The 23,369-nt window shown below is 70.2% G+C and carries 21 protein-coding genes; 14 read left to right on the top strand and 7 right to left on the bottom strand.

What is annotated here, in order from left to right; genetic code table 11:
• Positions 1 to 69 precede the first annotated feature (69 nt).
• The 10 genes from Q5716_RS05390 to Q5716_RS05345 are packed head-to-tail and all read left to right on the top strand — an operon-like array spanning position 70 to position 11,292.
• The gene (locus Q5716_RS05390) at positions 70 to 1,389 is read left to right on the top strand and encodes an ABC transporter substrate-binding protein (RefSeq protein ID WP_305002067.1); all 1,320 of its coding nucleotides are present in this window, start codon (positions 70 to 72) and stop codon (positions 1,387 to 1,389) included.
• A 1-nt stretch (position 1,390) separates the two neighbouring features.
• A complete protein-coding gene (locus tag Q5716_RS05385) occupies positions 1,391 to 2,350 on the top strand; it encodes a carbohydrate ABC transporter permease (RefSeq protein ID WP_305002066.1) in 960 nt (319 codons plus the stop codon).
• On the top strand, positions 2,347 to 3,210 hold the full coding sequence (locus Q5716_RS05380) for a carbohydrate ABC transporter permease (RefSeq protein ID WP_305002065.1): 864 nt from the start codon (positions 2,347 to 2,349) through the stop codon (positions 3,208 to 3,210). Before Q5716_RS05385 ends, Q5716_RS05380 begins: the two co-directional genes overlap by 4 nt.
• On the top strand, positions 3,207 to 3,857 hold the full coding sequence (locus Q5716_RS05375; RefSeq protein WP_305002064.1) for a hypothetical protein: 651 nt from the start codon (positions 3,207 to 3,209) through the stop codon (positions 3,855 to 3,857). Before Q5716_RS05380 ends, Q5716_RS05375 begins: the two co-directional genes overlap by 4 nt.
• Positions 3,854 to 6,187 (top strand): alpha-amylase family protein, encoded by a 2,334-nt coding sequence (locus tag Q5716_RS05370; RefSeq protein WP_305002063.1) that lies wholly within the window; start codon positions 3,854 to 3,856, stop codon positions 6,185 to 6,187. Before Q5716_RS05375 ends, Q5716_RS05370 begins: the two co-directional genes overlap by 4 nt.
• Positions 6,187 to 7,830: a fucose isomerase gene (locus Q5716_RS05365; protein WP_305002062.1), complete on the top strand. Its 1,644-nt coding sequence runs from the start codon at positions 6,187 to 6,189 to the stop codon at positions 7,828 to 7,830. Before Q5716_RS05370 ends, Q5716_RS05365 begins: the two co-directional genes overlap by 1 nt.
• A 28-nt stretch (positions 7,831 to 7,858) precedes the next feature.
• Positions 7,859 to 8,290 carry an RbsD/FucU family protein gene (locus Q5716_RS05360; RefSeq protein WP_305002061.1) on the top strand — a complete coding sequence of 144 codons (432 nt, stop codon included), beginning with the start codon at positions 7,859 to 7,861 and terminating at the stop codon, positions 8,288 to 8,290.
• A gap of 52 nt (positions 8,291 to 8,342) precedes the next feature.
• Entirely contained in the window at positions 8,343 to 9,803 is a 1,461-nt protein-coding gene (locus Q5716_RS05355) for an AlkA N-terminal domain-containing protein (RefSeq protein WP_305002060.1), read from the top strand.
• Positions 9,800 to 10,279: a DUF6328 family protein gene (locus Q5716_RS05350; protein WP_305002059.1), complete on the top strand. Its 480-nt coding sequence runs from the start codon at positions 9,800 to 9,802 to the stop codon at positions 10,277 to 10,279. The genes Q5716_RS05355 and Q5716_RS05350 overlap by 4 nt, the downstream gene beginning before the upstream one ends.
• On the top strand, positions 10,276 to 11,292 hold the full coding sequence (locus Q5716_RS05345; protein ID WP_305002058.1) for a YihY/virulence factor BrkB family protein: 1,017 nt from the start codon (positions 10,276 to 10,278) through the stop codon (positions 11,290 to 11,292). The genes Q5716_RS05350 and Q5716_RS05345 overlap by 4 nt, the downstream gene beginning before the upstream one ends.
• On the opposite strand, the gene ku is transcribed toward Q5716_RS05345, so the two are convergent.
• Positions 11,289 to 12,167, bottom strand: coding sequence for a non-homologous end joining protein Ku (ku, locus tag Q5716_RS05340; RefSeq protein ID WP_305002057.1), 879 nt, complete (start codon positions 12,165 to 12,167; stop codon positions 11,289 to 11,291). The genes Q5716_RS05345 and ku overlap by 4 nt on opposite strands.
• Positions 12,168 to 12,274: 107 nt before the next feature.
• Here ku and Q5716_RS05335 point away from each other — a divergent pair, with 107 nt between their 5' ends.
• Both Q5716_RS05335 and Q5716_RS05330 read left to right on the top strand, forming a co-directional pair.
• Positions 12,275 to 14,755, top strand: coding sequence for an ATP-dependent DNA ligase (locus Q5716_RS05335; protein ID WP_305002056.1), 2,481 nt, complete (start codon positions 12,275 to 12,277; stop codon positions 14,753 to 14,755).
• Between the two features lie 4 nt (positions 14,756 to 14,759).
• Complete coding sequence (locus Q5716_RS05330; protein WP_305002055.1) at positions 14,760 to 15,242, top strand: protoporphyrinogen oxidase; 483 nt, start codon at positions 14,760 to 14,762, stop codon at positions 15,240 to 15,242.
• A gap of 26 nt (positions 15,243 to 15,268) precedes the next feature.
• Here Q5716_RS05330 and Q5716_RS05325 read toward each other — a convergent pair whose 3' ends face one another.
• On the bottom strand, positions 15,269 to 16,717 hold the full coding sequence (locus Q5716_RS05325; RefSeq protein ID WP_305002965.1) for an aspartate ammonia-lyase: 1,449 nt from the start codon (positions 16,715 to 16,717) through the stop codon (positions 15,269 to 15,271).
• A gap of 154 nt (positions 16,718 to 16,871) precedes the next feature.
• Between Q5716_RS05325 and Q5716_RS05320 the strand changes: the two genes are divergently transcribed.
• Complete coding sequence (locus Q5716_RS05320; protein WP_305002054.1) at positions 16,872 to 17,453, top strand: hypothetical protein; 582 nt, start codon at positions 16,872 to 16,874, stop codon at positions 17,451 to 17,453.
• 6 nt (positions 17,454 to 17,459) lie between these two features.
• On the opposite strand, the gene Q5716_RS05315 is transcribed toward Q5716_RS05320, so the two are convergent.
• Genes Q5716_RS05315 through Q5716_RS05305 form a run of 3 tightly spaced genes read right to left on the bottom strand, consistent with a single transcriptional unit; the run spans position 17,460 to position 20,679 of the window.
• The gene (locus Q5716_RS05315) at positions 17,460 to 17,678 is read right to left on the bottom strand and encodes a hypothetical protein (protein WP_305002053.1); all 219 of its coding nucleotides are present in this window, start codon (positions 17,676 to 17,678) and stop codon (positions 17,460 to 17,462) included.
• A complete protein-coding gene (locus Q5716_RS05310) occupies positions 17,675 to 18,832 on the bottom strand; it encodes an inorganic phosphate transporter (protein WP_305002052.1) in 1,158 nt (385 codons plus the stop codon). Before Q5716_RS05310 ends, Q5716_RS05315 begins: the two co-directional genes overlap by 4 nt.
• A gap of 32 nt (positions 18,833 to 18,864) precedes the next feature.
• On the bottom strand, positions 18,865 to 20,679 hold the full coding sequence (locus tag Q5716_RS05305; RefSeq protein WP_305002051.1) for a DUF2207 domain-containing protein: 1,815 nt from the start codon (positions 20,677 to 20,679) through the stop codon (positions 18,865 to 18,867).
• A gap of 33 nt (positions 20,680 to 20,712) precedes the next feature.
• Between Q5716_RS05305 and Q5716_RS05300 the strand changes: the two genes are divergently transcribed.
• Positions 20,713 to 21,489 (top strand): glycosyltransferase family 2 protein, encoded by a 777-nt coding sequence (locus Q5716_RS05300; RefSeq protein WP_305002050.1) that lies wholly within the window; start codon positions 20,713 to 20,715, stop codon positions 21,487 to 21,489.
• On the opposite strand, the gene Q5716_RS05295 is transcribed toward Q5716_RS05300, so the two are convergent.
• A complete protein-coding gene (locus tag Q5716_RS05295) occupies positions 21,465 to 22,373 on the bottom strand; it encodes an alpha/beta fold hydrolase (protein ID WP_305002049.1) in 909 nt (302 codons plus the stop codon). The two genes, Q5716_RS05300 and Q5716_RS05295, sit on opposite strands and share 25 nt — an antisense overlap.
• Positions 22,374 to 22,394: 21 nt before the next feature.
• On the bottom strand, positions 22,395 to 23,336 hold the full coding sequence (locus Q5716_RS05290; RefSeq protein WP_305002048.1) for an alpha/beta hydrolase: 942 nt from the start codon (positions 23,334 to 23,336) through the stop codon (positions 22,395 to 22,397).
• Between the last annotated feature and the right edge of the window lie 33 nt (positions 23,337 to 23,369).

Below are 23,369 nucleotides of genomic sequence, written 5' to 3'. Positions count from 1 at the left end.
TGACGAAACCGATTTCTTGCGGTCTACTGGGGTCAGCCGATTCTCAACGGAGAGGATTTACCCCCAACCATGAACCGCACCACGAGAACCATCGCGGCCGCAGCACTCACTGCCGCGCTCACCGCAACGGCCCTCGCCAGTTGCGCGCCCAGCTCGGGCTCCGACTCGGGCGAGAAGACCCTCAACGTCGTCTTCTGGGACTACGGCCCCGCGGCGCAGACCGGCAACCAGGCCACCGCCGACGCCTTCATGGCGGCCAACCCCGACGTCGAGGTGAGCCTCACCCCGGTGGCCGGCGAGAACTGGGGCACCTACTACGCCAACGTCGCGACGCTCATCGCGAGCGGCGAGAAGCCCGACCTCATGCTCATCTCGGGCGAGGGCGCCGAGTTCATCCACGCCAACAACCTCGCGCTGCCGATCAACGACTACCTCGAGAGCGACCCGGATGCCGCGGCGCTCGTCGACGACATCGCGCCGGGACTCATCGACGGGTTCACCGTCGACGGCGACATCGTGACCCTCACCAACGCCTGGAACAACATGGTCGTGTATTACAACACCGACGTGTTCGCCGCAGCCGGCCTCGAGGCGCCGTCCGCGGACTGGACGTGGGACGACTTCAAGGCGACCGCGGCCGCCCTCTCGAAGGACACCAACGGCGACGGAACGACCGACCAGTACGGCTTCACCTGGGCCAGTAACGAGATCTTCCCCGGGATCATGCCGTGGGTGGCGAACGCGGGCGGCAACCTGACGAGCGACGACCGTTGCGAGGCGACGGTCGACACACCGGAGGTCACCAAGGCCCTCGAGTTCCTCAAGGGGCTCATCGACGAGGGCATCGCGCCCGCGCCGATGCCGATGAGCGACGTGTTCACCCGGTTCCAGAACGGATCGATCGCGATGTTCGGTGCCGGCCGCTGGCCGATCGGCACCTTCGTGCCCGCAGGCTTCACGTCTTTCGACATCCAGCTCTACCCGTCGGATGAGACGTACAAGACCGTGTTCGGCGGCTCGGGCTACCCGATCCTGCAGTCCTCGCCGAACCCGGATCTCGCGTGGGAGTACCAGAAGTTCACGGTGAGCCCGGAGATCCAGGAGCAGTACGTCGGCACCCCCGAGGCGCCCGGCGACTCGATCCCGTCGCTGCGCTCCGTCGCCAGCACCATCAGCGAGGTGGGCGTCCCGCCGGTGAGCTCCGACCTGTTCTACTCGAGCATCGACGACCACGACACGCTCGTGCCCTACCCGGCCCCGGCCAAGTACAGCGAGTTCGAGTCGACCGTCCTGCGCAACCTGCAGCTCATCTTCGCGGGTGAGACGACGATCGCCGACGGCCTGACCACGCTCCAGGGCGAGCTCGACCCGATTGTGGCCTGCAGCTGAGATGACCAGTAACACCGGTAGCGGTGTCGGGGGTGGCAGCCTTCGGGTTGCCACCCCTGCTGCTGCAGACACTCGTTCGCGTCGACGGCGGGGAGACGGACTCGCGGCCCTCGGCTTCCTGAGCCCCTCCCTCGTCGGCTTCGCTCTCTTCGTGCTGGCTCCCGCGGCCGGCGTCATCCTGCTCAGCTTCTTCAACTGGAACCTCCTGAGCGACGGCCGCTTCATCGGTCTCGCGAACTTCGCCCGCCTCTTCACCGACGGGCGCCTGCTCGCGGTGTACGGTTCGACCGCCTACATGGCCTTCGCGATCCTCGCCGTCAACGTGACGATCGGGCTGCTGCTGGCCGTGCTCCTCGAGACGAGGATGCCCCGGTGGCTGCGCGGCTTCTTCCGGCTGTCGTTCCTCTTCCCGTTCGTCGTGTCTTCGTCGGCGGTCGCGCTCATCTGGCGCTTCCTGCTCAACAAGGACCTCGGCCTCGTCAACTTCTGGCTCGGCGAGTGGTTCGACGTCGGCCGGATCGACTGGCTCGGCTCGAGCTTCTGGGCGCCCATCTCGGTCATCATCGTCTCGTCGTGGAAGACCCTCGGCTTCTCGATCCTCGTCTACATCGCCGGGCTCCAGTCGATCCCGAACGAGATCCGGGAGGCGGCGATCGTGGATGGCACGAACGCCTGGCAGCGCTTCTGGCGCATCACCCTGCCGCTGCTGTCCCCCACCGTCTTCTTCCTCATCGTCATCAACACGATCAACGCGTTCCAGCTCTTCGCCGAACCGCGAGTGCTCACCACCGGCGGACCGGGCGACGCGAGTCGGACGATCGTGCAGTACATCTACGACACCGCTTTCGGCAGCTTCGACCTCGGCTACGCGTCGACGATCGGCATCACGCTCCTGCTCGTGCTCATCGTTCTGACCGCCATCCAGTTCCGCGTCTCCCGCAGATGGACCTTCTACGAATGAACAGCACCCTGAAGCGACGAGCCCTTCCGAGGCCGTCCACCATCGTCACCACCGTGCTGACCTTTGCGATCCTCGCCATCGCCGCGGTCGCCATCGTGGCTCCCTTCCTGTGGATATTCCGCGGGGCGATCTCGGCGAGCGACGCCGAGCTCTACGAGCTGCCGCCCTCGCCGTTCCCGACGGAGGCGACGCTGGAGAACTTCGGCAAGGTCTTCGAGCAGGTGCCCTACGGGCGCTTCATCCTGAACTCGCTCGTCGTCGCCGGCTCGATCACCGCGGCGCAGCTCATCACGTGCTCGACGGCCGGCTACGCCTTTGCACGACTGAGCTTCCCGGGTCGCGGGGTCGCCTTCGCCCTCGTGATCGGGTCGCTCATGATCCCGCTCCAGGTCACGATCGTGCCGCTCTTCCTCGTGATGTCGAAGCTCGGGCTGACGAACACGCTGTGGGCGCTCATCCTGCCGGGTGTGTTCAGCGCGTTCGGCATCTTCCTGCTCCGCCAGCACTTCCTCAGCCTCCCGCGAGAGCTCGAGGAGGCGGCGCGCATCGACGGGGCCGGCCACGTTCGCACCTTCTTCCAAGTGATCCTGCCGCTCTCCGGGCCGGCGCTCGCGACGCTCGGCATCCTCACCTTCACCTACTGGTGGAACGACCTGCTCATGCCCCTCGTGATGATCCGCGATGTCGAGAACCAGACGCTGCCCGTCGGCCTCGTCCTGCTCGCCGGCCGGTTCTCGACCGGCTCGCTCGGCACGATCGCCGCGGGGATCACCCTCGCAATCATCCCGGTGCTGGTCGTCTTCATCGTCGCCCAGCGCTGGATCGTGCAGTCGATCGCGTCGAGCGGGCTCAAGCTGTGAGCGCCGCGACCGCGACCGTCGCGCTCGGCCCGGCCGGGCAGCTGCGGGTCACCGCCCTGCAGGTGTGGCGCGAGCTCCCCCGCGTTCTCGCGGTGGGTGCCGTGACCGCCGCGACCGCCGTGCCCGTGGGCGTCGCCCTCCTCGGGGCGGCTCCGCCGTGGCTCGTCGCCCTGGCCCTGACGCCGCTCGCGCTCGCCTCCGCCGGCCTCGCCCAGGTGGGCGCGGCTCTCGCGGACGGCGGCCGGGTCCGCGTCGGCGACCTGCTGCGAGCGGATGCCCTGCTCGCGCTCCTGATCCTCGCGGCGGCGGCCGGGTCCGGCTGGCTCGTCAGCCAGGACGGCGTGCTCCGGATCGTCGGATTCGCCGCCGCGGGCCTCGCCCTCGCCGTCCTGCCCCGAGCGCTGGCCTACGGCGCCGTTCGCGGCCGCGGTGGGATCGCGGCGATCCGCGGCGGAGCGATCCTGGCCGTGTACCGACCCGGCACGACCGTCTCGCTGATCGCGCTGGGGGTCCTCGGCGCCTTCGCGGTGGCGGCGACGGTCGGAACCCTCGCGCTCGTCGTGCCCGCGCTCCTCGCCGCGTTCGCGGCTCGCGTCACGGCCGACGAGCTCGCCGGGATCGACGCCGCCCAGGGGGCCCGGCCATGAGCATCCCCACAGCCCTCGGGGCGCCCGATGCCGCCGCAGAAAAATCGGCTCAGTCGACGGCACCGGCGCCCCGAGCCTCCTCCTCCCCGCATGACTTCGAAGGACAGCAGACGACCGTGACGACCCGCCTCTCGCCCGTGACCGGGCCGGACACCTCCTGGTGGACGACCTCCCGACGCCGGGTCTTCTACGACGCGCACACGCCGGACTGGGCGGATCCGCACCAGCGCGGCATCGTCCCCGATCCCGGCTTCGAGCTGCTCTCGGCCGTCCGACCGGAGGAGGACCTCGAGATCCTCGCCGAGGCCGGGGTCGACTCCGTCGTGCTCTTTGCGAAGTGCCAGTACGGCAACGCCTACTACCCCACGGAGATCGGTCGACCGCACTCGCAGCTCCAGGGCCGCGACCTCTTCGGCGAACAGCTCGCCGCCGCGCACCAACGGGGCATCCGCGTCATCGCCTACTACTCCAACATGTGGGACACGGCCGCCGCCGGCGCCCACCCCGACTGGATGCTCGTGCCCTCGCCCTCCCGCGGGAGCACGGGTCGCTGGCCCGCGCTGTGCCTCCTCGGTCCGTACCGGCAGTTCGCGCTCGACCAGGTGCGCGAGATCGCCCGCCGCTACCCCATCGACGGGCTGTGGAGCGACATTCTCACCGCCGGGCCGTGCGTGTGCTGGCGCTGCCAGCGCGCGTTCGAGGCCCAGTACGGCCGACCGATGCCCGACGATCGAGACGACGAGGGCTGGATCGACCTCATCCACTTCTCGCAGCAGGTGCTGCGCGACTACCTCGAGGAGCAGCGCGCCGTGCTCGCGCAGGAGCGCCCGCTCGCGGCCCTCATCCCCAACTTCTACGCGACGACCTTCGTCGACGCGGTGATCGGCCTCACGACCGGCCACCTCGAGCTCGCCGACATCGGCTCGAGCGAGGGCTACACCGACTGGCACGGCCTCGGGTTCCCGAGCTTCGCCTCGAGCTACATCTCCGCGGGAGTGCAGGGGCGACCGAGCGAGGTTCTCGTGAGCCGATTCGTGCACACGTGGGACTTCACGCTGCGCTCCGAGGCGCAGTTGCGATTCGAGGCGTTCACCGTCGCCGCCCACGGCTCGACGGTGTCGGTCGACGACCAGCCGTACGCGAGCGGCGCGATCGAGCCGGAGGTCTACCGACGGCTCGCGCCCGTCTTCGCGCGGATCGCGGAGCGGTCCCGGTGGCTCGACGGCGCGGTGCCGGAACGCTTCGCCGCGCTCTACGCGAGCCAGCGCTCGCGCGAGCTCGAGAGCGTCCTCGGCGCCGAGGAGAACCCGTCGAACGGCGAGCAGTCGGCGCAGTTCCCGCAGAGCGAGCCGCGATCGGCGCCGAGCGACCTCGTCGCGGCCGTGACGGGTACCTACCGCGCCCTCGTCGAGGCGCACCTTCCCGTCGACCTCCTCGACGAGCGCCCGGAGTCCCTCGCGCGACTCTCGGACTACCGCGTCGTCGTGCTCCCGGATGCCCTCTCCCTGTCTCCGGACGAGGTCGCTGCCCTCGGCGCATTCGTCCGCTCCGGCGGCGGCCTCGTCGTGACCGGGGAGGCGGGGACCCGGGACGAACGGGGTCGCCCGACAGCGATGGATCCCGCCCTGGTGGACCTGCTCGGCGTCGGATTCGGCGAGCGCTCCGGCTACACCTTCCCGTACGTGCAGCTGGGCGCCGAGCTCGCCGGCGACCTCGGCGACTGGCCCTTGCCCCACTACGGTCGGATGGCACCGCTGTCGCAGATCGCTGACGACGTCCGCGTGCTCGCGACACGCACGGACCCGGTGCTCGAGACGGACGAGTCGAACTACTGGCACAACAACCAGCCGGCGCCGGGCCGCGCGACGGCGGAGCCCGTCATCGTGGAGCGATCCGTCGGCGCTGGTCGCGTGGTGGTGTCCACCGCGCGCCTCGGCAACAACCGCGCGCGGCTGGGTCACGGCGCCTATCGCGACCTGCTCGCCGAGCTCGTGCTGCGCGCCGCGGGGCAGGAGCCCGTCGTCGCGATCGAGGGGACGCACCACAACACGGAGGCCGTCGTCGCCCGACGCGGCAGCGACCTCGTCGTGCACCTCGTCACCGGTTACCCCGTCGTGCCGCTCGACCTCTACGGCGCCGCGCAGCCCGCGGCGATCGAAGACGTCGCCCGGCTCGCCTCGCTCACCCTCCGGGTGCGCGGCGCCGTGGCCGCCGCCCGCGTCGTGGACGGTGCCGAGCATCCGCTGACCCTCACCGACGGCCGCGTCCAGATCGACGACGTCGACGACTGGGAGACCCTCGTCTTCCGCACCACCGAACAGGAGCACTGATGCCCGCGTACACCCTCCCCTCACCCGTCACCCGACCGGCCCTCGAGCCGAAGACGGCGTGGCTCATCTCGAGCGGCGACCTCCGTGAGGCGCCCAACCGGTCCGGCTGGCCGATCCAAGAGCGCATGGAGGCCGAGCTGGCCCGCGTCTTCGGCGACCTCGGCTGGAACATCCGTCGGGCGAACCCCGTCGACCCGGCCACCGGCCACGGCTTCATCTCGAGCCAGCGCATGGGGCTCGAGGTGTTCACGGCGATCCCCGAGGAGGCGCCGCTCATCGTCGCCGAGGCGGTCTGGCAGTACAGCCACCACGTGCTCGCGGGACTGCGCACCCACCGCGGCCCGATCCTCACGGTCGCGAACTTCGAGGGGGACGCCCCCGGCCTCGTCGGCCTCCTCGGCCTCAACGGCGGCCTGACGAAGATGGGCAAGCCCTACTCGAGCATCTGGAGCGTCGACTTCACCGACGAGTGGTTCCTCGACGGCATCCGTAGCTGGGTGGAGACCGGCTCGATCGCCCACGACGACTCGCACGTTCATCCGCTCCCGCCGCTCCCCGCGACCGACGAGGTCGCGCTCGGGCGGGCGCTCGCCGCGCAGCTCACCGCCGACAAGGCGATCTTCGGCGTCTTCGACGAGGGCTGCATGGGGATGTACAACGCGATCATCGACGACGAGCTCATGAACCCGCTCGGCATCTACAAGGAGCGCCTGTCGCAGTCCGCTCTGTGGGCCGAGATGCAGACCGTGAGCGAGGATGACGCGCGCGGCGTGCTCGACTGGCTGCTGGAGCACGGCATGACCTTCGCGTTCGGCAGCGATGAGGCGACCGAGCTCACCGAGCGCCAGGTGCTGCTCCAGGCGCGCATGTACATCGCGCTCCTGCGCATCGCCGACGACTTCGGGCTGGATGCGATCGGCATCCAGTACCAGCAGGGGCTCAAGGACATCTGCCCGGCATCCGACCTCGCGGAGGGCATCGTCAACAACGCCGAGCGCCCGCCGGTGCGGTCGCGCGACGGCTCGCGGGTGCTGTGGGAGGGGCTGCCCGTCCCGCTCGCGAACGAGGCCGATGAGGGCGTCGCGATCGACGCCCTCATCACCCACCGCGTCTGGCAGGCGATGGGGCTCGACTCGGCGAACACGCTCCACGACGTGCGGTGGGGCGAGGAGTTCGACGGCACGTTCGTGTGGGTGTTCGAGATCTCCGGCTCCGTTCCGCCCTCGCACTTCGCGGAGGGCTACGCGGGCGCCACCGGCTGGCGGCAGAACCCCATGTACTTCCCGCTCGGCGGCTCGACGATCAAGGGGGTGTCGAAGGCCGGCGAGGTCGTCTGGTCGCGGGTCTACATCCAGGATGCCCGGCTCCACGTGGACCTCGGACGCGGCTCCGCGATCGACCTCCCCGCGGAGGAGACCGAGCGGCGCTGGCAGGCGACGAACCCGGAGTGGCCGATCATGCACGCCGTGCTCCACGGCGTCACCCGCGACCAGTTCATGGCGCGGCACAAAGCGAACCACGCCCAGCTCGTCTACGCGCCCGACGCGGAGACCGCCGACAGGGCTCTCACGGCGAAGGCGGCCATGTTCGATGCCCTCGGCGTGACCGTGCACCTCATCGGCGACGCCCGCATCGCGTCGTGAGCTAGGCTTCCCCCCGATCGGAGGCCTGATGCTCAAGAACACCGACCCGCTGCTGTCCGGCGAGCTGCTCAAGCACCTCGACGAGCTCGGCCACGGCGACGCTCTCGTGCTCGCCGACCGCAACTACCCCGCCTACTCGGCGGGAGTGCCGGTCGTCCGAGTCGACGCGGGGATCGTGCGCGCGGCGGAGGCGATCCTGAGCGTGCTGCCCCTCGACTTCGCGGTGCCGCCCGTCGCGAAGATGGAGGCGTACGACGACCCCGATCACCTGGTTCCCAACGCGGTGCGCGTCCTCGAGCTCGCGCGGGCCGCCGAGGGGCGGGACTTCGAGCTCGAGAACATCCCCCGCTTCGACTTCTACGAGCGAGCACGGAGCGCCCGGCTCGTCGTGCTCACTCGCGAGGACGAGCCCTACAACGACTTCGTCCTCGTCAAGGGAGTCATCCCCCAGGGCGCCTAGCTCTGTCCGATTCCCGCTAGAGGATGTCGGTCGCGGGTGCGACGCTGGACGAGTGACCGCGACCGACGACCTCTTCGAGCAGCGCTATCGCGCCCTGCGATCCCGAGATGCGCGATTCGACGGCCAGTTCATCGCGGGAGTCCACTCCACCGGCATCTACTGCCGGCCGAGCTGCCCCGCGATGACGCCGCACTCGCGGAACGTGCGCTTCTACCGCACGGCGGCCGCTGCTCACGAGGCGGGGCTGCGCGCGTGCAAGCGCTGCCAGCCCGACGCCGTGCCCGGCTCCCCCGACTGGAACCTCGCCGACGATCTCGCCTCCCGCGCGATGCGGCTCATCGGCGATGGCGTCGTCGAGCGCGAAGGGGTCCCCGGTCTGGCGTCGCGCCTCGGCTACACGCCCCGCCACCTCACTCGCGTGCTCACGGCGGAGCTCGGCGCCGGCCCCCTCGCGCTCGCTCGAGCGCACCGCGCCCACAGCGCCCGCACGCTCCTCGCCTCGACCGATCTGCCCGTCGCGGATGTCGCGTTCGCGAGCGGGTTCTCGAGCGTCCGCCAGTTCAACGACACGATCCTCGCGGTCTACGAGACCACGCCCACCCAGTTGCGCGCCCTCGCGCGCCGCGGTCGTGCCGCACCGCCGACGAGCGACGACGCGACGACGATCACGCTGCGGCTGCCGGCCCGGCCGCCCTTCGACGGAACGGGGGTGCTGCGCTACCTCGCAGACCACGCGATCGCCGGACTCGAGTCCGGCGGGCACGACTGGTTCGAGCGGACCCTGCGTCTGCCCGGTGGGGCGGCGAGCATCCGGATCGAGCTCGATGGCGACAGCGGCGTCGTGTGCTCCGCGCGGCTCGAGAGCATCGCGGATGTCGCGCCCCTCGTCGCCCGGGTCCGTCGCCTCTTCGACCTGGATGCGGACTCGGTCGCGATCGACGGAGCACTCGCGGCGGATGCCACGCTCGCGCCGCTCGTGGCGGCGGTGCCGGGCATCCGCATCCCCGGGGCGCTCGATCCGGAGGAGGCCCTGTTCCGCACCCTCGTGGGTCAGCAGATCTCGATCGCGGCAGCGCGCACCGTTCTCGGCACGCTCACGCGGGAGCTCGGGTCGGACGGGCGGTTCCCGACCGCGCAGCAGTTCGCGGAGCGCGGCCGGGAGGTGCTGCGCGGACCGGCGTCGCGCATCGCCACGATCGTCGGGGCCGCGGAGGCCGTGGTCGAGGGCCGCGTGCGGCTGGACGTCGGGATGCCCGCCGCCGAGTTCACGGAGCAGCTCGTCGCCCTCCCCGGCATCGGCCCTTGGACCGCCGGCTATCTCGCAATGCGCGTGCTCGGCAACCCCGACACCCTCCTGTCGACCGACCTCGTCATGCTGCAGAGCGCCGCCGCCCTCGGACTGCCGTCGACCGCTCGGGGCCTCGCCGAGCACGGCCGGCGCTGGGCGCCGTGGCGCAGCTACGCGGGATTGCACCTGTGGCGGGCGCGCCCGGTGGCTACCATCAAGGGATGAGCGGCACCATCGAACGCGACGACGAGACCGAGCAGGAGCGCCTCAACCGGAGGTGGGCCGAGCTGCTGCAGGAGCTCCGCGTCATCCAGACCGGCACTCAGATCCTCACCGGGTTCCTCCTCGCGCTCGCGTTCCAGCCGCGGTTCACCGAGCTCGACGAGTACCAGGTCACGACGTACCTCATCCTCGTGGGGACCGCCGCGATCACCACGATCCTCGCTCTCACCCCGGTGAGCCTGCACCGGGTGCTGTTCAAGCAGAAGGCGAAGGATGAGATCGTCACAATCGCGAACCGCGTCCTCAAGGTCACGCTGTTCTTCGTCGGGCTCACGATCCTCGGCACTGTCCTGCTGATCGTCGACGTCGTGCTCGGCAGGCAGTGGGGCTGGGCGGCAGGCGCGGTCACCCTCCTCGGGATCGCCTTCGCGTGGGTGATCCTCCCCTTCGGCGTGGAGCGGTCGCGGAACCCCCGATGACGCTCACCTCGCGCGGACTCCCGCGCAGCTCGTGGGCCTTCGCGGCCCGCCGCGCGTGGCACGGGTTCATCCGGCACCGCGGGTTGGACTCCGCCGCGGCGCTCAGCTTCTTCGCGAGCCTTGCGATCTTCCCCGCCGCGCTCGCCGTCGTCTCCGCGTTCGCGCTCGGCAACGGCGATCGGGCGACCGAGGTCATCCTCGAGATCCTCGGAGAGGTGCTCCAGCCGGCGACCGTCGAGACGATCCGAGAGCCGCTCGGCCAGCTCCTCGCGATCGGCAACCCCGGGCTCGCCCTCGCGATCGGTCTCGCGCTGTCCCTCTGGTCGCTCGCGAGCTACGCGACGGCGTTCGGCCGCGCGGTCAACGGCGCCTACGAAGTGCAGGAGGGCCGCCAGATCTGGACGTTCCGCGGACTGATGCTCGTGCTGTCCGCCTTCCTGCTCGTCGCGTTCTCCGCCGTCATCGCCTTGCTCGTCACGACGCCGCGCATCGCCGCTGCGGCGGCACGCTCACTCGGCATCGGCGAGCCGTGGGTCACCGCGTTCTCGATCGTCCGCTGGCCGGTGCTCGCCGCCCTCGTCACGCTCATCGTCGCGCTCCTGTACTACGCCGCACCCAACGTGCGCCACGAGCGCATCCGCTGGGTGAGCCACGGCGCGCTCTTCGCGATCGGCGTGTGGAGCCTCGCGACGGCCGCCTTCGCCGTCTACGTGTTCACGGTCGCCCCCTACGACCGCGTGTACGGCTGGCTCGGCGGAGGCCTCGTCGTGCTGCTGTGGCTCTACCTCACGAACCTCGTGCTCGTGCTCGGCGCGGAAGTGGATGCGGAGGTCATGAGGCTGCGGCAGCTGCACGCCGGCATGGCGTCGGAGGAGAGCATCCAGGTCGCACTGCGCAGCACGGCGCGCAACCACATGCTCGCGCGCCAGCGCTCAGCCGACGAGGCGGAAGGCCGCCGGATCCGCGAGGCGCACTCCGTCGACGGCTCCGACGCCGCTCACCCCACCGGCTAGGCGGAGGCCTTCTTCTTCGCCGGCGCCTTCTTCGCGGCCGGCTTCGCCGCGGTCGCCTTCTTCGCAGCCGGCTTCTTCGCGGGCGCCGACTGCGAGCGGTTCTTCTCGACGCTGCGGCGCAACGCCTCCATGAGGTCGAGCACTTCGCCGCCGCCCTCCTCCGCCGACTCCCCGAAGGTCTCCGCCGTGTCGAGGGCGTCGCCCTTCTCGAGCTTGGCCTCGATGAGCTCCTTGAGCTGATCCTGGTAGTCGTCGGTGAACTTCTCGGGCGAGAAGTCGGACTCGAAGCTCTTCACGAGCGCTTGCGACATCTCGAGCTCCTTCGCCGAGATCGAGACCTTCTCGTCGAGAGCCGGGAAGCGCGCCTCGCGCACCTCGTCGTCCCACAGCAGGGACTGGAGCATGAGCACGTCGCCCCGCACGCGGAGGGCCCCGAGCCGGGTCTTCTGACGCAAGGCGAACTTCACGATCGCGGTGCGGTCGCTCTCTTCGAGCGTGCGGCGCAGCAGCGCGTAGGCCTTCACCGACCGGGAGTCGGGCTCGAGGTAGTAGCTCTTCTCGAACATGATCGGGTCGACCTGCTCGGTCGGCACGAACTCGACGACATCGATCTCGCGGCTCTTCTCGGCGGGGAGCGACGCCATGTCGGCGTCGGTGAGCACGACCGTGCGCTCGCCGTCATCGTAGGCCTTCGCGATGTTCGCGTACTCGACGACCTCGCCATCGATCTCGCACACGCGGCGATAGCGGATGCGCCCGCCGTCCTTGTCGTGAACCTGGTGCAGCGAGACGTCGTGGTCCTCGGTAGCCGTGTACACCTTCACCGGCACATTGACGAGCCCGAACGTGATGGCGCCCTTCCAGATCGACCGCATCGTGCCTCCCGCTGTCTGCGACGTGATGTGGACATGATGAACATGCCGATGTCAAGTACACACCCTCCCGGTTGTCGCTGCCACCCCTTGCGACGCAAGATGGAGCCATGGCAGCCGCAGCAGGGGACGACCAGGTCGTCACGATCGACGGCCACCGGCTGAAGCTCACGAGCCTGAACAAGGTGCTCTACCCCGAGACGGGCACCACGAAAGCGGACGTGCTCGACTACTACGCGCGCGTCGCCGAGCCGCTCATCCGCCACGCCGCAAACCGCCCCGTCACCCGCAAGCGCTGGGTCAACGGAGTCGGAACGGCGGATGACCCGGGCGAGATGTTCTTCCAGAAGAACCTCGACGACCGCTCGACGCCGCAGTGGGTGCTGCGCCGCGACATCCAGCACTCCGACCACGTCAACTCGTACCCGCTCGTCAACGACCTCGCGACGCTCACGTGGTTCGGCCAGATCGCCGCCCTCGAGCTGCACGTGCCGCAGTGGCAGTTCGGTCGAACGGGGGTGCGCAAGAACCCCGATCGGCTCGTGCTCGACCTCGACCCCGGTCCCGGCGCGGGGCTCCCGGAGTGCGCGGAGGTCGCCCGCCTCGCGCGCCGCATCCTCAAGGACATGGGCCTCGACCCGTTCCCGGTCACGAGCGGGTCGAAGGGAATCCACCTCTATGCGGCCCTCGATGGGAAGCAGACCAGCGACCAGGTGTCGGATGTCGCGCACGAGCTCGCGCGGGCGCTCGAGGCCGATCATCCCGACCTCATCGTCAGCGATATGAAGAAGACGCTGCGCGAGGGCAAGGTGCTCGTCGACTGGAGCCAGAACAACGGCAGCAAGACCACGATCGCTCCGTACTCGCTGCGCGGCCGCGCCCACCCCATGGTCGCCGCGCCGCGCACGTGGAAGGAGCTCGAGAGCCCGACCCTCGCGCACCTCGACTACCGCGAGGTCATCCGCCGGGTCGAGAAGAAGGGAGACCTGCTCGCCGACCTCACGGCGGGCCACTTGGCCTCGCTTGAGCCCACCCCCGAGCGCATGGCCGGCTTCATCGCCGCAGGCGGACCGGATGACCGGCTCGCTACCTATCGCAGCATGCGCGACGGCGACAAGACGCCCGAGCCCGTGCCCGCCGAGGCACCGCCGACCTCGAGCGGAAACAGCTTCGTCATCCAGGAGCACCACGCGACCCGGCTGCACTGGGACTTCCGGCTCGAGCACGACGGCGTGCTCGTGAGCTGGGCGCTGCCGAAGGGGGTGCCGACCGACCCCGGCAAGAACCACCTCGCCGTGCAGACGGAGGACCACCCGCTCGCCTACGGCGCGTTCGAGGGAGTCATCCCGGCCGGGCAGTACGGCGCGGGCGAGGTCACGATCTGGGATCGCGGAACCTACGACCTCGAGAAGTGGCGCGACGGCAAAGAGGTCATCGCTACCCTTCACGGCGAGAAGCACGGGTCCCACCGCTACGCCCTCATCCAGACCGGCGGCCGCGACGGGGACGAGAACAACTGGCTCATCCACCTCATGAAGCCGGTCGACGAGCAACCGCCGCGCCACGCCCGCGCCGACTCCCGCCGCAAGGTCATCGGCGGAACCCGGCCACCCCGCGCGGCCTCGGAGCGCTCGCTCTCCCCCATGCTCGCGAGCCCCGGCACGCTCGGCGAGCTCGGCGACACGGACGAGTGGGCGTTCGAGATGAAGTGGGACGGCGTGCGCACGATCGCCGAGGTGCGCGACGGGACGGTGCGCCTCTGGAGCCGTAACGGCGTCGACGTCACGGCGACCTATCCCGAGCTGCAGGCCCTGCCCGGGATGCTGCGCACCGACGCCGTGCTCGACGGCGAGGTGATCGCGCTCAACGCCGCAGGCCGCCCCGACTTCGGCGTGCTGCAGAAGCGCATGAAGCTCGCCAAGCCGAAGGACGTCGAGCCGGCGATGGCGACCACCCCCGTCCAGTTCATGGTCTTCGACCTCCTGGAGCTTGACGGCGAGTCGCTCGTGCAGCGTCCCTGGTCGGAGCGGCGGGAGCGACTCGAGGCCGCGCTGAGCCCTGGCGGCGCGATCCAGCTGCCGCCTGTGTTCGACGGGGATGCCCGGGCGGCGGTGGCGACGAGTCGGCAGCTCGGGCTCGAGGGGGTCATGGCGAAGCGCCGGGCATCCGCCTACCTGGCCGGAAAGCGCGCGTCATCCTGGATCAAGATCAAGCACCACCTCTCCCAGGAGGTCGTGATCGGCGGGTGGCGACCCGGTTCCGGGACGCGGGCCCACCAGGTCGGATCGCTGCTCATGGGGGTGCCCGGAACCGACGGACTGGAGTACGTGGGCCGCGTCGGCACGGGCTTCAGCGACCGGATGCTCGCTGAGCTCGGCACCCGGTTGCGGCGGCTCGAGCGCAAGACGAGCCCGTTCGTCGAGGTGCCGGGGCCCGACGCATCCGACGCCCACTGGGTCACGCCGAGCATCGTCGGCGAGGTCGAGTTCTCGGAGTGGACCCCGACCGGCAAGCTCCGTCATCCCAGCTGGCGAGGGCTGAGACCGGACAAGGATCCGGAGGACGTGCACAGGGAGTCCGAACTAGGCTGACGGCATGAACCCTCGAATCCTCGCCCTCGCCGCCGGTGTCGCCCTCGGCTACGTGCTCGGAACGCGCGCCGGTCGCGAGCAGTACGACAAGATGAAGGCCGCCGCGACCAAGCTGTGGGAGGACCCGCGCGTGGCCAAGGCGAGGCGCGACGTCGAGGAGTACGCGCGCCAGCAGGCGCCGATCATCCGCGAGCGTGCCGAGGCCGCGGTCAAGGCCGCGCCGGGCGTCGCCAAGGACGTCGCGGAGAAGGTGCAGTCGACCGCCAAGGACGTCGCGGGCAAGGTCTCCGAGACCGCGAAGGACGTCGCCGAGAACGTGCAGTCGACGGCGAAGGACGTCGCCGGCAAGGTCTCCGAGACCGCCAAGGACGTCGCCGAGCGCGCGACGACCGCCGCGAAGGATGCCACGGCGCGCGTCACCGAGGCAGCGGGCGACGCTCGCGACAAGGCTCTCCACGAGCTCGAGGACGACGCCGAGGCGAAGTAGCCCGCGGGGGCGCGCCACGCCCGCCGCTAGGTGCGCGGCGGCGCGTCAGGCAGGATGAGCGGGCCCGTGAGCGGCACCATTCCCGAGAGCTTCTCCGGCGAGAGCACCTGAGCGACCTTCTCCGGCGTCATGAGCCCCGCGTCGACGACGAGATCTTTGATCGACGCGTGCGACGTGAGCGCGGTATGTGCGAGCGACGCGGCCGTCGCGTAGCCGATGTACGGGGTCAGGGCGGTGACGACCCCGACGCTCGACTCCACCTGCATCGCGAGACGCTCGGTGTTCGCCGTGATGCCGTCGATGCAGTTGACCCGCAGGGTGTAGCAGGCGTTGGTCATCCAGGCGAGCGACTGGAGGATCGAGTTGGCGATCACCGGTTCGAAGGCGTTGAGCTGGAGCTGCCCCGCCTCTGCGGCCGCCGTGACCGTGGCATCCGCGCCGATCACCGCGAAGGCGACCTGGTTGACGACCTCGGGGATCACAGGATTGACCTTGCCGGGCATGATCGACGACCCGGCCTGGCGGGGCGGGAGGGTGATCTCGCCGAGGCCCGCCTGCGGCCCGCTCGAGAGCAGACGCAGGTCGTTGCAGATCTTCGAGAGCTTGACCGCCGCCCGCTTGAGCGTGCCGCTGAGAGTCATGAAGATGCCCGCATCCGCCGTCGCCTCGATGAGGTCCGGCGCGGTCTCCATCTCGATCCCGGTGACCTCGACGAGGTGGCGGCGCACGGCCTCGGCATAGCGCGGGTCGGCCGTGATTCCGGTGCCGATCGCCGTGGCGCCCATGTTGATCTCGTTCATCCACGGGATCGTCTCGGTGAGGCGGTCGTAGTCCTCCATGAGCGTGTGGGCGAAGCCCGTGAACTCCTGGCCGAGCGTCATGGGAACGGCATCCTGCAGCTGCGTACGCCCGATCTTGAGGATGCTCGCGAACTCGCGCCCCTTCGCGGCGAACGACGCCGTGAGCAGGCGGTGCTCGGCGAGCAGCCGTTGGATGCCGAACACCATCGCGAGCTTGATCGCCGTCGGGTAGACGTCGTTCGTCGACTGGCTGCGGTTGACATCGTCGATGGGGCTGAAGTGCTCGTACTGGCCCTTCTCGTGGCCCATGAGCTCGAGGCAGCGGTTCGCGATCACCTCGTTCGTGTTCATGTTGGTCGAGGTTCCCGCCCCGCCCTGGATCGCGCCGACGCAGAACTCGAGGTGCAGCGCGCCCCCGACGATCTCCTCGCACACCCGGTCGATGAGCTCGGCCTTGCGGGGGTCGAGTACGCCGAGCTCGAGATTGGCGCGGGCCGCCGCTTGCTTGACGCGCGCGAGGGCGCGGATGAGGTCCGGGTAGTTGTAGATCGCGCGGCGCGTGATCGGGAAGTTCTGGAGCGCCCGCGCGGTGTGGATGCCCCAGTAGGCCGCCGCCGGGACGGGCATCGAGCCGAGCGAGTCCGACTCGATCCGGGTGGGGATGGTGCCATCCATCGCGGCCGAGAAATCGTGCCGGGGGGTGTTCTCGTCGCCCATCATGTGGGCCTCTGCTGTTCGGGGTGCTGCCTGCGCTTGTGGCGTGTTCGACATTCGTCCTGTCTCCTTTGACTGACAGAACAATCCTAGGCACGGTTGTTAGGGTCGTGGGATGCCTCGCGCGTTTTCCACAGCATCCGTCGCCGTCCTCGCCGCGATCGCGCTCAGCGCCTGCACGACGCCCGCGGCCGCCCCGGACGACACCCCCACGGCGGCGCCCTCGCACACGTCGGCGCCGAGCGCGGGCGGCTCGCTGCCCTCGTGCGACGAGGTCGTGCTCGCGATCGCCGGCATCTCCGCCGACCTCGCCTACGACGAAGCGGCGTCGACGGGGCAGGCCGGCCAGGAGGCCTACGAGCAGCGGGTGTGCGTCTTCGTCTCGGCGGACGGCGGCACCCAGCTCGGCGTGACGATCGCCGCCATCCCGATCCTCCAGGAGGAGCTCGATCTCTACGGCACGCTCCCCGGGGTCATCGCCGACGAGCGCACGGCAGACGGCAGCGCGGTGCTGCAGGCCCTCGACGCGGATGACGCGGCCGACGGCCACCTCGACTCCGCGCTGTACCTCTTCGACACCGTGCACTCGATCACGATCCAGGGGCACTCGGACGCTGGTCAGCTCGCGACCGAGCTCCCCGGTCTCACCCTTCCCGCGGCGACCGAGGCGGCGTTCGCGGTGCGCGGACTGCTCTGAGGCGGCTCAGCCCCCGTGCAGCGCGGGGACGATGAGGTAGATGCCGAAGAGGACGAGGGCGCCGCACAGCACGAAGCACGCGACTCCCGCGAGACGACGGGTGCGCGGGAGCAGGTCGCCCGTACTCGTGAGGAGCCGCACGCCGAGAGCATAGAGGGCGACGAGCAGGCACGCCGAGAGGAGGGACGCCGCGGCGACGGTGACGAAGGCGGTCCAGTCGATCACGGGGTGCCCGCCTTCTTCGGCTCGAGTGCGGACGCGTCATCCGGGACCGCGTCCGAGTCGGTGACGTTGTGGTGGGCGACCACGGATCGCCGGGAGCGCACGAAGATCGTGACGATGACCGCGACGCCGATCGCCGCGTCGATCGCGATCCCCACGGGGCCGATTCGCGCGATGAGCTCGGCGAGAGCCGCGACGAGGCCCGCCGCCGGGAGGGTGATGAGCCAGGCGATCGCAATGCGGCCCGCGACGCGCCACCGGACCGCGCGGCGGTCCTTGCCGAGGCCCGCGCCGATGACGGAACCCGAGGCGACCTGAGTCGTGGAGAGCGCGAACCCGAGGTGGGAGCTCGCGAGGATCGTGGCCGTCGTACTCGCCTCGGCGGCGAAGCCCTGCGGGGGGCTCACGTCGGTGATGCGCGTGCCGAGGGTGCGGATGATCCGCCAGCCGCCCATGTAGGTGCCGAGAGCGATAGCGAGGGCGCACACGACGATGACCCAGAACTCGGGGCCCGTACCGCTCGACTGGAAGCCGGCCGCGACGAGGGTGAGAGTGATGACGCCCATCGTCTTCTGCGCGTCGTTCGTGCCGTGCGCGAGGGAGACGAGGGAGGAGGTGAAGATCTGGCCGTAGCGGAACCCGCCCTGCGAGGTATCCGACTTCCGTGTCAGAACGAGGGCGATCTTCGTCGCCGTGAAGGCGACCACGCCGGCGATGACGGGCGCGAGGAAGGCCGGGAGCACGATCTTCGACAGCAGCACGGCTCCGTCGATCGCGCCGAAGCCCGCCCCGACGATGGTCGCCCCGATGAGCCCGCCGAACAGGGCGTGGGAGGAGCTCGACGGCAGACCGAGGAACCAGGTGACCATGTTCCAGACGATGGCCCCGATGAGTCCGGCGAAGATCATGACGGGAGTGATCTGGATGCCCTGCTCGCCCTCGCGGATGAGCCCGCCGCTGATCGTCTTGGCGACCTCGGTGGACAGGAACGCCCCCACGAGGTTGAGCACTGCGGCGATGGCGACGGCCACTTTCGGCTTGAGCGCGCCCGTCGCGATCGGAGTCGCCATCGCGTTCGCCGTGTCGTGGAACCCGTTCGTGAAATCGAAGAACAGTGCCAGCGCGATGACCAGCGCGACAACGAGCGTGATGTCCACCGTGCGAGCCTAGTCGACCTCGGGCCGAGTCCCTACCGCCCGCCGCCGCCGCCTCCGCCGCCCCCGCCACCGGAGAAGCCGCCGCCGCTCGAGCCGCTCGAGAAGCTCGAGCTGCTCGACGACGACCACGAGCTCGACCCGCCGGAGGACGAGGTGACGATGGGGCGGACCGAGGAGGTCGAGGCGACCCGGAAGCTCGAGAGCATGCTCGCCGAGACATCCGTTCCCTCCACCCAGGCGGGCGCGACGTTCGCGGCGCGCAGCACCTCGACCCAGCGGTCCTCCACGCCCCACAGGACGGCGTAGGGCAGCAGGCGCTCGTTGAGCTTCACGACGGCGTCGCGGTCGGCCGTATCGACGCGCACGGCGCCCTCGGGCGACTGGAGCATCCGCAGCCGGGCCTCCTCGGCGACGGTGAGGTACTCCCGCAGACCCTGCAGGTACTCGAACGCCTCGCCCCCGCGCCGAGTGCGCAGCAGCGGCCGGACGGTGAAGCCGGACGCCACGATCCAGAGGAACACCGTGCCGAACGCCGGTCCTACGACGTTGCCCTCGAGCACGTCGTTGAACCCCGCCCACACCCAGATCGGGGCGAACGCGAGCACGGTGGCGAAGCCGGCGCGCCGGATCCACTTCGGCAGCCGGTCATCCGGCCGGGCGAGGTAGCCGCGCTCGATGAGCGCTTGCTGCGACGATGCGCCCATCGAGTACAGAGATGCCCCCTGCGCCGCCGTGAGGGAGCCCGGGTTCACCTCCGAGCCCGGCTTGAGCGCCTTGCCGAACAGGGCGACGAGAATCCGCTTCTCTCGGGCGGTCGCCCCGTCGGCGGTCGCGAGCTCGAGCTGGAAGCGGCGGTTACCCGTGCCGCTGCCGCCACCCGGTTCGAGGTCGATGACCTTCACCATGCCGCGCACGGCGAAGTCGATGAAGAGCGCGGGAAGGCCGACCCAGCGGCGATCGAGCAATTCGGCGTCGAGAAGGAGGTCGCTGTCGGCGGGCGGCTCGAACTGGGCGATCACCGTACCCCGGCCCTTCGCGTGCCGCCACACGAGGAATCGCACGAGGATCGCGACGAGGAGCCACACGCCGCCGAGGCCGAGGAGCACGAGCGGCGCGATCGTGACGATCCAGCTGTCCCGCGGGAGAGTCGGCTGGACGACCGTGCCGCCGTCGAACCCGATCGCGACGGTGAGCGTGTTGTAGGGGCCGACCGGTGTCACCGTCGCCGAGAACACGCCGTCGGAGTACTCGAGCTCGCACTCCCCCACCTCGCCGTAGACCCCGAGGAAGCACGCGTCGGACCCGGTGAGCGCGTCCTGGAACGCGGCAGAGAGATGGATGCTCGCGCTCACGCTCCCGAACTCCTGGCCCCACCCGTCGCCGTTGATGTCCCAGTAGAACTCATCATCGCCGGTGTCTGCGAAGTTCCGCACGACGTCGCGCATCGTGTACTCGATCACGTAGGTCGTGCGGCCGTGCACGAACTCGTCGGTGCCGAGCGCGAGCTCGGCGAAATCGCCGTAGTCGCCGCGCTCGAACGGCACGGGCGCCCCCGACTCGTCGGTGACCGAGACGACGGAGAGCCCGAGGTTCACGTCGCCGTACTTCGTCGGAATGGCCCGGACGATACCGCGGTTCTGGTCGAACTCGGGGAATCGCGCGACGATCGTCTCGACGACTCGTAGCGTCGAACGGCCGGACTCGTCGATGTCGAGGTAGTACTCGCCGGAGAACGAGTCGAACGAGAAGTCGTCGACGTCGGCCGGTGCCGCGGCGGCGGGGGCCGCCGCGATCGGAAGGGCGAGCAGCGCGGCGGCTACCGCGAGCAGCAGGCGAGGGGGCTTCACGCGCCCAGACTATCGCCGGGGGTGCCCCTGGCTATGCTGGGTAACGCTATGCGCGTCTCGGTCGTGATTCCCGCCCTGAACGACGCCGTCATGCTCGAACAGTGCCTGACGGCGCTCGCCGCGCAGTCGCGACCGGCAGACGAGATCGTCGTCGTCGACAACGGGAGCACGGATGACACGGCGGACGTTGCCCGTCGGCACGGCGCCCGCGTGGTTGAGGAGCCCCTCCGGGGCATCTTCCCGGCGACGGCGGCGGGCTTCGACGCCGCGACCGGTGAGTTGCTGACCCGGCTCGACGCCGATTCGGTGCCGCCCGCGGACTGGATCGAGCGGATCGTCTGGGCGTTCGACGACAACGCCAATCTCGATCTGCTGTCAGGGCCCGGAGACTTCTACGGCTCGAGCCGCGTCGTCCACTGGCTCGCAGAGAACCTCTACATCGGCGGGTACATCTGGTTCGTCGGCGCGCTCCTCGGTCACGCGCCGCTCTTCGGCTCCAACCTCGCACTGCGCTCGAGCGCGTGGCGGAGGCTGCGCACCGAGGTGCATCGCGAGCTGCGCGAGATCCACGACGACCTCGACCTCGCCATCCACATCGCCCCCGATATGGGCGTGCGCTTCGATCCGACCTTGAGGGTCGGGGTGTCGGCGCGACCGTTCGCCACGTTCTCGGGCTTCCAGCGCCGCATCGACTGGGCGTTCGGCACGCTCGCGCTCAACTGGCGCGAGCGGTCGCTCCTGGATCGCCGCGCCGAGCGCCGCCGACTGGAGCGGGGCGAGTCGGCTCAGGCCGACGGCGCGCTCTCGTAGGTCTCGATCAGGTCGAGAACGAGTTCGTGCGGCGTCGTCTCGCACGGGCTGTGGCCCGTGGGATACACCGCGAGGCGAGCCCCGATGGCGTCGGCGAGTCCCTTGTGGAGCTCGAGCGGCCACAAGTCGTGCTCGCCCACGGCGACGAGCTTGGGCATCCTCGACGCGGCGAGCAGCGCGCGGTGATCGGGCGCGCGCTTCATGAGGGAGATGATGTCGCTCACGCTGTCTCGGCGGGTGAAACCGAAGCGGTGCCGAGCGAGCCGCAGCCGACCCGGCGGCACCTTGTTCATGTTGTTGCGAACGCCCCAGATCATGAGTGCCGCGCCGACCCGGCCCGAGGCGAGGCCCGTGAACGGACCGAGCACCTTCACGCCGCGGAACCCCTGGCCCGGCTCGGGCGGCGCGCTCAGGAGAGCCAGGCTCGCGAACAGTTCCGGCCGCCTCGAGTACGCGATCTGGGCGACAGTGCCCGCGAACGAGTAGCCGAGCACGTGCACGGGTGAGGACCCCGCCTCGAGCACCGAGACGAGATCGTCGACGAAGAGGTCGTGGTCGTAGTGCCGTCGCGGCGGGCGGAGGTTCTCGGGACCTGCGCCGCTCGACTCGAACTGGCCCGCCATGTCGAACGACTCGGCACGGTACCCGGCCGCAGCGAGGAGCGGCAGCATGAGCACGAAGTCCTCCTTCGAGCCCGTCACGCCCGGCACGAGAAGCACGCGCGGTGCCGAGGGGTCGCCAGCGGAGAGGGTCGCGAGCCTGCCGCTCGGCGCGTCGTGCCAGCCTTTCTCGACGCCCTCCGGCACGAGCATCCAGTCGATGTCGGGCAGGGCGGCGTCCCGCGCCCGTGCGTCGGCGCGAGCGTCGTCTATCCCCGTAGCCACGGAAGGCAGGATAGCGCCGATTCAGACGCTGATCCGGTGACCTCCGGCAACCCGCGCCACAAAGGACTGCAGGCGCTCGTAGACGGGAGCGGAGCGCGGGTCGTGCGAATCCTGCTGCCAGGTGTGCTGGGCGACCTCGTCGACGTGAACCTCGACGGGCACCTGGTGCTCCGCGAGCGCCTCCGCGAAGTTGAGGCTCGCGCGGTAGAAGGGGTCGGGGCGGGAGGTCGTCACGAGCACGGGCGGGTAGTCCGAGTCCACCCACTCGATCGGCGAGAGGTACCGGGCTGCGGCGACGAGACCGTCGCGGCGCTGACGGCGTCCCTCGGGAAGGAGCATCCGCACGAAGTTGGTGCTCAGGATGAACCCGCGCTCGAAGATGACGGAGAAGTCGAGCGCACCGCAGTGCTGCACCACGCCCCGGATGCGAGCCGGGGCGGGACGGATGCCGTAGTGCTCGGCGAGCTCGGGCCGCGTGGCGGTGGCCGCGACGAGCGCAGAGAGCTGGCCGCCCGCCGAGTCGCCGCCGACGACGACACGGTCCGGGTCGCCCCCGAAGGCGCGGATCTCGCGGGCGATCCACTCGAGCGCGGCATTCGCGTCCTCGACCATGTGCGCCATGCGGTGCCGAGGGGCCATGCGGTAGTTGACGTTCACGACGACCATGCCGGTCTCGGCCTGGGTCGCGCAGTAGCGGGTGAGGGGCGCCTTGTCGCCCGAGGTCCAGCCGCCCCCGTGGAAGTAGACGTACACCGGGAGGGGCCCGTCAACGCCGCGGGGCGCGATGACGTCGAGCCGGTGCGATCGGATGAGGTCGCCGACGTAGTCGATGTCGGTCGAGTACTCCACCGACTCCAGCGGGCGCGCGTTGAAGCGGCGCAGCTCGCGCGGACCGAGGTGCGCCATGAGGGCGCGCCACACCCACACCGGGACTCGGGCGAGCGCGGGAACTCGAACGGGCATGCCCTCCACGGTAGACGGCGCTCCCTGGTGAGT

Origin of the sequence: Antiquaquibacter soli, from assembly GCF_030580675.1 — a bacterium.
GTDB lineage: Bacteria > Actinomycetota > Actinomycetes > Actinomycetales > Microbacteriaceae > Rhodoglobus > Rhodoglobus soli.
This window is presented reverse-complemented; position numbering and strand designations above follow the sequence as displayed.